Origin of the sequence: Segatella copri (genome assembly GCF_009494395.1) — a bacterium.
GTDB lineage: Bacteria > Bacteroidota > Bacteroidia > Bacteroidales > Bacteroidaceae > Prevotella.
Genome location: NZ_VZCB01000020.1, coordinates 55,374 through 66,338, shown reverse-complemented (window position 1 = coordinate 66,338; position 10,965 = coordinate 55,374). Strand labels below are relative to the sequence as shown.

At 48.1% G+C, this 10,965-nt stretch carries 7 protein-coding genes; 4 read left to right on the top strand and 3 right to left on the bottom strand.

The window, feature by feature from the left end; all coding sequences use genetic code 11:
- Positions 1-420: 420 nt before the first annotated feature.
- Positions 421-1,545 carry a serine hydrolase domain-containing protein gene (locus tag F7D73_RS02620; protein WP_228117610.1) on the bottom strand — a complete coding sequence of 375 codons (1,125 nt, stop codon included), beginning with the start codon at positions 1,543-1,545 and terminating at the stop codon, positions 421-423.
- Between the two features lie 202 nt (positions 1,546-1,747).
- Between F7D73_RS02620 and F7D73_RS02615 the strand changes: the two genes are divergently transcribed.
- Complete coding sequence (locus F7D73_RS02615) at positions 1,748-2,833, top strand: metallophosphoesterase (protein ID WP_228117609.1); 1,086 nt, start codon at positions 1,748-1,750, stop codon at positions 2,831-2,833.
- Positions 2,834-3,023: 190 nt separating this feature from the next.
- On the top strand, positions 3,024-3,629 hold the full coding sequence (locus F7D73_RS02610) for an epoxyqueuosine reductase QueH (RefSeq protein ID WP_153122156.1): 606 nt from the start codon (positions 3,024-3,026) through the stop codon (positions 3,627-3,629).
- A 95-nt stretch (positions 3,630-3,724) separates the two neighbouring features.
- Here F7D73_RS02610 and F7D73_RS02605 read toward each other — a convergent pair whose 3' ends face one another.
- Positions 3,725-5,389, bottom strand: a complete 1,665-nt coding sequence (locus F7D73_RS02605; protein WP_153122155.1) for a formate--tetrahydrofolate ligase — start codon at positions 5,387-5,389, stop codon at positions 3,725-3,727.
- 116 nt (positions 5,390-5,505) lie between these two features.
- Entirely contained in the window at positions 5,506-7,872 is a 2,367-nt protein-coding gene (locus F7D73_RS02600) for a beta-galactosidase (protein ID WP_153122154.1), read from the bottom strand.
- Positions 7,873-8,289: 417 nt separating this feature from the next.
- Between F7D73_RS02600 and pflB the strand changes: the two genes are divergently transcribed.
- Both pflB and F7D73_RS02590 read left to right on the top strand, forming a co-directional pair.
- Positions 8,290-10,536 (top strand): formate C-acetyltransferase, encoded by a 2,247-nt coding sequence (pflB, locus tag F7D73_RS02595; RefSeq protein WP_153122166.1) that lies wholly within the window; start codon positions 8,290-8,292, stop codon positions 10,534-10,536.
- A 160-nt stretch (positions 10,537-10,696) separates the two neighbouring features.
- Positions 10,697-10,915 carry a DUF6722 family protein gene (locus tag F7D73_RS02590; protein WP_153122153.1) on the top strand — a complete coding sequence of 73 codons (219 nt, stop codon included), beginning with the start codon at positions 10,697-10,699 and terminating at the stop codon, positions 10,913-10,915.
- The last annotated feature ends 50 nt before the right edge of the window (positions 10,916-10,965 follow it).

The following is a 10,965-nucleotide window of genomic DNA, read 5'->3' as shown; positions in this document are numbered from 1 at the left end:
TAATAGTTGATAAAAAACGAAAAGAGGGTGTATCATGAATTTATGATGCACCCTCTTTTATTCGTATATTAAAGATATATTGTCGGAAAAGACAGGATATATTTCTGAGTTATTTAGTATCTCCGGCCGCACAACAGCTGTTGTGCGCTTGCATAACAGCTGATATGCGCTCGCACAACAGCTGATGTGCATGCGTTGCCCAACTGTTATGCACCAACTTTTTTTCCTTCACTATATGAACAAATCCTTCTTCGGCATATCTGCCATGAACTGCTTGCGGAGCTTCTCAAAGAATGCCATGGTGTCGTTGCTGAAGCCGTGACCCTTCCAGGTGGAGGTGTTGGTGATGAGAATCCAGCACTGGCCGTCGGGGTACTTCAGGACAATGGCAGAGGTGCCGGCAAGAGAACCGGTACGAATCTACGGACCATTGCTCTTTGGAGTGTAGTTCCAACCGATGGAATACTGATGGTCGGGCTGCTCGGTAGTCATGAACTGGATGCTCTTCTGGCTGAGAATGTCCTTGACATGAGGCATACCGTCGATGCTGGCGATGAGACGGCTCAACTCGGCTGCTGAACCACACCATGCTCCGGCACCTGAGAGACGTGGAAGGTCGGTATCGCCATAACACTTTTCAACCATTCTGCCACTGTTGTTGTATTCATATACCGGGATGCTGCCCTGGTGCATGTAATATTTCGTCTCGTTAGGACGGCGGTCCTTGTAGTAGGTGCCGGCAATATGCATGTCGTAGCATCCGGCAGGCTGGAGCACGTACTTCTGCATGAAGTTCTCGTACTTCATTCTGCTCTTCTTCTCGATAATCATCGAGAGAATCATGTAGCCCAGATTGCTGTAGCATTTGCCCTCGCCCGGCGTATAACCCAGATGGCGCTTCAGGAGAATCTTGAGCAGGGTCTTATGGTCAGGAGGAGTAGTGAGATGGTTCTGCATCATGATGTAGCGGGTAGAGGATACCGGGTCGCCGGCATAGTTGTTGAAACCTGCCTGATGGCGCAGCAGCTGTTCTACGGTGATGTTGTAGTAGCGCTGGTCCTTGATACTGTTATTGTAGGTGGTATCGTTCAGGATTCCCTTCGGTCCGAATACCTTCTCGTTCATCTTGAGCTTCTTCATTTCCTGCAGTTTCATGATGCCTACGGCGGTGATGAGCTTGGAAATGGAAGCGAAGCGCATCAGCTTGTTCGGTTCCATTCGGATGCCCCTCTCCTTGTCTGCCCATCCGAAACCGCGGGCATAGAGCAGGGAGTCGTTGCGGGTGATGACGAGCTGTGCACCGTTGATTTCCCATCGCTTGAGGTATCTCTCCACGAGCGAATCCATCTTGTGATATTCCTTTCCCTCGGTGAGGGCATTGCTGATGGAATCGTTGATATGCACCTTGGGGAGCGTATCCTTTGCCTTTTCCTTATCCGAAGATGAGGTGCAGCGCGATACGCAACTATGTGTAGACCATGCGACGATGGCCGTGAATGTGAGCAATATGATAGCTATTCTTTTCTTTCTGAGTCTTCTTGCCATATTTATTGATGATGTTTTTTACAGTTTACGGCTTGCAAAGATACTGCAATCTGATGAATTGGCAAAAAAAATAAAGTTAAACATCTACAAACATGAACGGTTAAGCAGATTTTTATGTACCTTTGCACCGTAGTAATACTTGAACAGGTAAATGAAAAAGATAATTAAAAGGATATTCAGATCCTTCTTATATATAATAGGTATGGCAGGGCTTGCTCTCTTGCCCGATGTCTGGCTTTGGCATCTGGGAGTGAGCGGGTGGCCTTTGGTGCTGACCATTCTGTGGTGGGTGCCTTCCTTGCTGCTTCTGCTAGCAGAGGTAGGGCTGCAGATGGGCTTCTTCCATAAGCTCTCCGTACGCATCCTCTTCACTACGATTCTGTTTTCGGTGATGCCCAAGGTGGTGTTCATCCTCTTCGATTTCATGATGCCTTGGTTCTTTGCCCTCCTTCCGGCGTTGGCGCTGATGGGATGGTTTGCCTTTGGATTCATTGAGGGCTGGAAGCGGTTGGAGATACGGTACGTAACCTATGAATCGCCCGACCTTCCACCTTACTTTGACGGTTACCGTCTGTTGCATTTCACTGATTTTCATCTGGGTTCTTTCCCGAAGGATAGTGACTTCGTGCAGAAGGTGGTAGATGCAGCCAATAATGAGGAACCGGACATGATGCTCTTTACGGGCGATCTGGTGAACAATGATGCCAGGGAGGTGGAGCCTTATCTGGAAACGCTGAAACAGCTGCATGCCCACGATGGCATCTTCTCGGTATGGGGAAACCATGATTACTGCGAGTATGGCAACAATCATACGATAGCAGGACTGAGAAACAACTGGAAGCTACTCTATAACTATCAATGCCAGTTGGGGTGGCATCAGTTGATGAACGACCATTTCACAGTGAGTCATGGTATGGCTTCCATTGATATCATCGGTGTGGAGAATGCGGGGCAGCCTCCTTTCAGTAACCGCAGCAAGTTGCCGAAGGCGATGAAGGGACTGAAGAAGGAAGGGTTCAAGATACTGCTGACCCATGATCCGCATCACTGGCGCAGAGAGGTATGGGACAGACCTATCCAGCTGACACTGGCAGGACATACACATGCGGGACAGTTGCAGATAGGCAAGTGGACACCAGCCCGCATGGCATTCAAGGAGTGGGGTGGTGTTTATCGCAAAGGCAGTCAGATGCTGAATGTTTCATCGGGTATTGGCGGCTCCTTCCCGTTCCGATTGGGAGCATGGCCAGAGATGACGGTAATAACGTTAAAAAGGACTTTAAAATGATGTGCATACGTTAATAAAATACAAATACTCTCTTAAAACACAAAGATTGTGGTAAATATTTGCCGAAACTTTTGTGAATACGAATAAAAATCGTATCTTTGCACTAGTTTTCGCATATATTTGGGCAAATGGGGGGTGTCGAGACGACTGTACTCCATTTGTTTTTTTTTTTTTATTTAGTTCAAAGAAAATGAAGATTCCAGTAGAAGAACAATATAAATTCGTGAAACTATCACTTCCTGATGGTAGCAAAGCAGAAGGACATGAAGTGTTGCTGCATGCCTGCTGTGCGCCTTGTTCGTCAGCGATTGTAGAGTGTATGCTTCGCAACGGCATGAAGCCGACGGTATATTTCAGCAACAGTAACATTTATCCCTTACAGGAGTTTGAGATTCGCAAGCACGAGCTGATGCGCTTCCTGGAAGCGCAGGGGGTTCCGTATGTGGAGGATGAGTATGATCATGAGGAATGGCTTGCCACCATCAAGGGATTGGAACAGGAGCCGGAAAGGGGAAGCCGTTGCTCGATGTGTTTCCGGTATCGTTTGACGCATGCGGCTAGGTATGCTCAGGAGCATGGCTTTCATCTTCTTACTACTACCTTGGCTTCTTCCCGGTGGAAAAATATCCAGCAGATAGATGCAGCCGGACATCTCGCCGTAGAAGGTTGTCCGGATGTAGAGTGGTGGGATATGAATTGGAGAAAGGGCGGTTTGCAGAATCGCCGTGGTGAGTTGTTGAGACAGAATGAATTCTATAACCAGTTGTATTGCGGTTGTGAATTCAGCATGAGATAAGAAATCGCCCTGAAAGGCAAAAGTATTGTCTATCGCACGCTTTTGCTCTTTCAGGGCGAACTGTTTTATATAAAAATCTGTGAAATCTGTGGGATTTAAGAAAGGCCTGTGATTTCACCATTAACCACATCGATACGCTCAGCCTGTGGGCTCTTTGGCAAACCTGGCATACGCATGATAGGACCGGCGATGACTACGATCATTTCAGCACCCATATTCAGGGTGATGTCGCGAACGTGGAGTTCGAAGCCATCTGTTGGACCGTAAGCCTTAGCATCGGTAGAGAAACTGTACTGGGTCTTGGCAATACAGATAGGGAACTTCTCTGCACCCAACTTCTTGATTTCATCAATCATAGCCTTTGCAGAATCGCTCATGGTTACGCTGCCGGCACCATACAGATTGAATGCTACCTTCTCAATCTTCTCTTCTACAGAATCCTCATCAGCGTAAGTGAAGTAGAGAGGAGCAGATGGACGCTCGTCGATGGTCTTTACTACGAGTTCTGCCAATTCCATCGCACCCTTGCCACCTTCGGCGAAGGCACTGTTGACAGCGAATCCGCAACCCATCTCCTCACAGTGCTTGCGCAATACCTCAATCTCCTCGTCGGTATCGGTAGCAAACTTATTGAAGGCGATGACTACGGTCTGACCAAAGCTCTGAAGGTTTTTCACGTGCTTGTCGAGGTTCCAGTAACCAGCTTCCATTCCTGCAACGTTAGGCTGCTTGATATCTTCCAGAGCTACGCCACCGTGCATCTTCAATGCCTGGAGAGTAACAACAAGAACGGTAAGGTCTGGCTGCAGACCGGTCTTGCGGCACTTGATGTTGTAGAACTTCTCTGCACCGAGGTCAGCACCGAATCCAGCCTCTGTGATGGCGTAGTCGCCATATTCAAGGGCTGCTGCAGTAGCCATGATAGAGTTGCAGCCATGGGCAATGTTAGCGAAAGGTCCGCAGTGAACGAAGGCAGGAGTGCCCTCGGTAGTCTGAACCAGGTTTGGCTTCAAGGCATCGAGGAGGAGGGCAACGATACTGCCACCTACACCCATATCCTTGACGGTGAATGGTTTGTCATCCTCAGTGATGCCGAGGAGAATATTGTCGATGCGACGACGGAGATCGTCTACACTTGTTGCGAAACACATGATAGCCATGATTTCAGAAGCAGGAGTGATGTCGAATCCAGCCTCTGTCTCGATGCCGTTCTTATCGCCGATACCGGTGATGATGCGACGGAGACCACGGTCGTTGACGTCCATTACTCGGCGCCAGAGAATCTTCTTGAGCTTGAATCCCTCTGCCTCGTGCTGGAAACGGTAGTTGTCCAGGAGGGCAGCAATCATGTTGTTGGCCTCTGTGATGGCATGGAAGTCGCCTGTGAAATGGAGGTTGATCTTATCCATAGGCAATACCTGTGCATAACCGCCACCGGCAGCACCACCCTTCATGCCGAAGCAAGGACCGAGAGAAGGCTCGCGCAATGCAACTACTGCCTTCTTTCCAATCTTCTGCATACCGAGGGCGAGACCCACGGATACGGTGGTCTTACCATTACCAGCCTTGGTAGGACTGATAGCTGTAACGAGGATAAGATGATGGTTCTTAAACTTGTTTCTGTCAATTTTGTCCGTAGTAATCTTAGCGATGTAACGGCCGTAGTTTTCTACTTGGTCTTCATGGATTCCAAGTTCTGCTGCCACTTCATTGATAGGGCGCAGTTTTACTGATTTAGCTATTTCAATATCTGTCAACATAAGAATAAATAGTTTTTATGGTGCAAAGGTACGGAAAAGTATTCACATATTAGAATAATAATGTATAAAAAAACAAAATAAAAAAAGAGGAAGACTTTCCGTCTCCCTCTTTTCATTTATTTCTTCACATAGAGCTTGAAGCCCTTTACGCTTCCTGGAGCGCCCTGTTCGGCACGTGGCAAGTACTCGAAGGCAGAGATGGTAACTTCCTTGCCCATATCCACGATGCCGAGGTGTGGGAAGTTGGCACCCTTTTCGGTCTGCCAGTAAGTGCTCTCCTGCAAGTCAAACATCTTGTCGAGTGTTGAGTTGCCCTTCTCGCTGTCGGCATAGAAGGCTACCCAGTTGTTGCGGTCGATGCGGTTGCCCTGTGCATCCTGGAGATAAACCTCGGCGATGGCAATCTGGCTGTCGCCGCTCTGGCTGCTTTCTGCCTGGATGGCGAAGTAGCGACCTGTTACAGGCTTGTCGAGCTTGATGGTCTGCCAGCCGTTGCCAGCCTTGAACTCACCCTTCAAAACAGGGGTCTCTGAGTTCAGATCCATGCGATGGCCCGGCTCGTTGTGCTTGTTGCTCTTTTCGAGGTTCAGCTTGTCGAGTTCCGGATGATCCTGGCAGAAAGCGGTAGGAGCCACGTTGGAGCCTGGCTTGCCTGCTTCGCCCTTAGGACCTACTACATCGAGCACGATGACCTCGTTCTTTCCCTTCTTCAACCAGCAGCCTGGAAGATATAAGGTCTGCTGAGGACCAATCTGCCAGAAGCGGCCGAGAGCATGACCGTTTACGTAAACCTGCCCCTTGCCGAATGCCTCCATATTAATAAAGGTGTCGCCCACCTTCTTCAGGTTGAAGTAGCCACGGTAGTAACCCGCCTTGGTCTGCAGACCGCGCATCTTGTTAGATGGCATGGCGAGTGCCTTCACAGCCGTCTGGTAGTCATCAGCGATGGTGCTGTTGTCCCATCGGGTAGGGGTGAGGGCAAGTTCGCAATCCTCCTTCTGAGTAGTGAGGGTTACGTTGCCGATGATACCCTTGTAGTCCTTGATGGCACGTCCGAAGTTGATTCGTCCCATACCTTCTACCACGATGGTGAGCTGAGCACCCTGTGGCATGGCTGGCAATTCGAGTGATTTCTCGTTCTTCACACGGTCTATCTTGCCAACATACTTTCCGTTCACATATACCTGAGCAAAGTCGTGGAACTCACCGGTGAGGGTTGATATGCCTTCGATGGCAGGAACCTGGGTTTCATAAACCATCGTTCCCCATCCCATATCCATATCCTCGAAGCTCAGAGGCGCATGGTTTTCCTTTTCCTTTCCGATACCGTAGCTCAGAGGCTTGTACTCGCTGAACTTGAACTCAGGCACCTTGATGATCTGCATCGGAGCCTTAGGCACGGCTGGCAACTTTTTGCCATCGTTGTATTTCGCCATCATCTTCTGCAGTTCGTAGAACTTAGGAGTAGCCAATCCCCATTCGTTGATAGGGGCATCGTAATCGTAAGAGGTTACGTCTGGCTGGAAACCTGGAGAGTTGGCACCTGCCCAATGGCCGAAGCTGGTTCCGCCGTGGGTCATATAGAGAGAGAAGCTGATGCCTTTGCTCAGCATCTCGTCCATTCCTTCTACCATATCCTTGGCAGGGCGGGTCTCGTGGCGTGCTCCCCACTTGTCGAACCAGCCGCTCCAGAACTCTGAGCACATCTTTGGGGCGTTAGGACGAACCTCGCCGAGACGCTTAAACTGCTGGTCGATGTTGGCACCAGTACCGAAGTTCATGGTCCAGGTAAGGTCATCGAGACCATTGTTCAGGAAGTTGGATGACCAGTCGCACTGGAAGAGGCTCACCTTGTCGAAGCCACTCTTGCGGACGATGTCGCGGATGGCACTTACGTATGGCTTGTCCTTACCGTAAGAACCATATTCGTTCTCCACCTGAACCATGATGATAGGACCACCATTCTGGATGGTGAGTGGAGCCAGCTGCTTGCCCACTTCCTTCTCGAAGATTTCAACACGCTGCATGAAGTATGGATCCTGTTCACGAAGGCGGATGTCCTTCTTCTTGAGGAGCCACCAAGGCAGACCGCCCATTTCCCATTCTGCACAAACGTATGGACCCGGACGTACGATGACGTACATGCCGTTCTTCTGAGCCAGTCGGCAGAATGCAGCCACATCGTTGTTACCCGTAAAATCGAACTTGCCTTCCTGCTGCTCGTGGATGTTCCAGAACACGTAGAGGCAGACGGTATTCATACCCAAAGCCTTGCACATCTTGATGCGATGTTCCCAGTAGGCACGAGGAATACGAGGGTAGTGCAACTCGGCAGCCTTAACCACGAAAGGTTTGCCATTGAGAAGGAATGTTTTGTCTCCAGTAGTGAAGGTGCCACCTTTCTGTGCCGCCATCATCTGAGCTGGTGCCAGTGCCAATAGCGAGGCAAAGGCTAATGTCTTGATTGTATGATTCCAATTCATGTTCATGTATTGTTATTCTATGATGATTTTTACATTGTTATTTGTTTCATTTCGACTGCAAAGGTATGCATTATTTATCAAACAGAAGGGTATAAAACGTTCTTTAATGGGGACAAATCGATAAAACCCCCTTATTTGCTCATTTTTCCCAGTCATTTGAATGAACATTTGTTACCTTTGCACATTCAATATCTTTTGTGCAGAAACTGTACTCATAAATGATGATTTTAGTGTTAAGAGGATAAAATCTTTGTGATTTCTGCTTGGATTTCGTTTTTTTGTAGTACCTTTGCATCGAAATTATCGATAGCCGGATTTTATATAATATATAACAAGGTATAAGGATTCAGCTGATAACAGGAAACAGTGTGTACAAAATATATAATTAATTATTAACTTATTAAGGATATCAAAATGATGAAAACAGAATGGAGAGGTTTCAAGGGAAACTTGTGGCAGAGTGAGGTGAATCTTCGCGATTTCATCCAGCACAACTATACTAGCTACGATGGCGACGAGTCGTTCCTGGCAGAACCTACTCAGGCTACCAATACCCTTTGGGGTATGCTGAAGGAGCTCCAGAAGGAAGAGCGTGCCAAGGGTGGTGTGCTCGATATGGAGACCGAGGTGGTTTCAGGATTGACAGCTTATGGTGCTGCCTATATTGGCGAGGGTACTAAGGAGTTGGAGAAGGTGGTAGGTCTGCAGACCGACAAGCCTTTGAAGCGTGCCTTCATGCCATACGGTGGTATCAAGATGGCAGAGCAGGCTTGTACTACATACGGCTACCAGCCATCAGAGAAGCTGCACGAGATTTTCCACAAGTATTGCAAAACTCATAATGACGGCGTGTTTGATGCTTATACACCTGAGATGAAACTCGTGCGCCATAACCATATCCTTACTGGTCTTCCTGATACATACGGTCGTGGACGTATCGTAGGTGACTACCGCCGTGTAGCTCTCTATGGTATCGACTTCCTCATCGAGGAGAAGAAGAACGACCTCGCTAACATGGGCGACCGTGAGATGATCGACGACGTTATCCGTCTTCGTGAAGAGGTTTCTATGCAGATCAAGGCTCTCAAGGGCTTGAAGGAGATGGCTCAGTTGTATGGCTACGATATCAGCCAGCCAGCTAAGAACGCTCGCGAGGCAGTACAGTGGTTGTACTTCGGTTATCTCGGAGCAGTGAAGACTCAGAATGGTGCTGCGATGTCTGTAGGCCGTATCTCTACATTCCTCGACATCTATATCCAGCGCGACTTGAACGAGGGTACTCTTACAGAGGATGAGGCTCAGGAGCTCATCGACCACTTGGTTATGAAGTTCCGTATGGTTAAGTTCGCCCGTATCCCTTCTTACAATGAGCTCTTCACCGGCGACCCAGTTTGGGCTACTCTCGAAGTAGGTGGTATGGGTCAGGATGGCCGCTCAATGGTTACCAAGAACGACTTCCGTTTCCTCCACACATTGGAGAACATGGGTCCTTCACCAGAGCCAAACTTGACTGTACTCTATAGCTCTCGCTTGCCAAAGGCATTCAAGCACTACGCTTCTCTGATTTCTGTAAAGACAAGCTCTATCCAGTATGAGAACGATGACGTAATGCGCCCAGTTTGGGGTGACGACTATAGTATCTGCTGCTGTGTATCTGCTACACAGACAGGTAAGGAAATGCAGTTCTTCGGTGCACGTGCCAACTTGGCTAAGTGCTTGACCTACGCTGTATCTGGCGGTGTTGATTCAAAGACACGCGAGCAGTGCGGTCCTAAGTATCGCGCCGTTGAGGGTGATGTATTGACATACGATGAGTTCATGCCACGTTTCATGGATATGATGGACTGGTTGGCTGGCGTTTATGTGAAGACATTGAACCTCATCCACTACATGCACGATAAGTACTTCTACGAGGCAGCAGAGTTGGCGCTCATCGATACAGATGTTCGTCGTACTTTCGCTACAGGTATCGCGGGTTTCAGCCACGTAGTTGACTCTATCTCTGCTATCAAGTATGCCAAGGTAAACATCGTCCGTGATGAGACCGGTTTCCCTCTCAGCTTCAAGACCGAGGGCGACTTCCCACGTTACGGTAACGATGATGAGCGTGCTGATGAGATTGCAGTATGGTTGCTCAAGACCTTCATGAGCATGATCAAGAAGCACCACACATACCGCAATTCAGAGCCTACTACATCTATCTTGACTATCACATCAAATGTAGTATACGGTAAGTACACCAGCAACATGCCTGATGGTCGTCCAGCCGGTGCTCCTTTGGCACCAGGTGCTAACCCATCTTACGGTGCAGAGAAGAACGGTCTTTTGGCTTCATTGAACTCAGTAGCTAAGTTGCCATACGAGTATGCTCTCGATGGTATCTCTAATACTCAGACCATCAGTCCTGGCGCTCTCGGTCACAACGATGAGGAGCGTGCCCAGACATTGGTAGGTGTATTGGATGGTTACTTCAACCAGGGTTCTCACCACCTGAACGTGAACGTATTCGGTATCGACAAGCTCAAGGATGCTATGGAGCACCCAGAGAAGGAAGAGTACCAGAACTTCACCATCCGTGTAAGTGGTTACGCTGTTAAGTTCATCGACTTGACACGCGAGCAGCAGCTCGACGTAATCGCTCGTCAGGCTCACGAGAGACTCTAAGGAAGTGAAGAATGAAGAGGGAAGAGTGAAGAATCCTCTTGTCTCTTTGTAACATATAGATTGCCCGCTAGATTTTCTTTCCGAGGATATTTAGCGGGCAATTTAGCTTATTTAACTGCAAAATAGAGCAAGATATTGATAAATTTACTATCTTTGCGGTATGAAATTGAATATAGAACAAAAAAGAACTCTTTATGAGGAAGGATATAAATTCTGTTTTGATGTCATCAAGCTTATAATAGGAGGTGTTATCTTGACAGGTATCATGCAAGATTCTATAGATAGAACCAGTCTGTATGGTTGGGGACTCTTCTTTATTTTCTTGCTAGGAGTGTTAGGTGTGTATTTAATTATCAAGGCTAAAAATAAAAAGAAATAGCTTATGAATGTGATTGGTTTTATGGGTGCTATCACCTTTATGATAGTTGC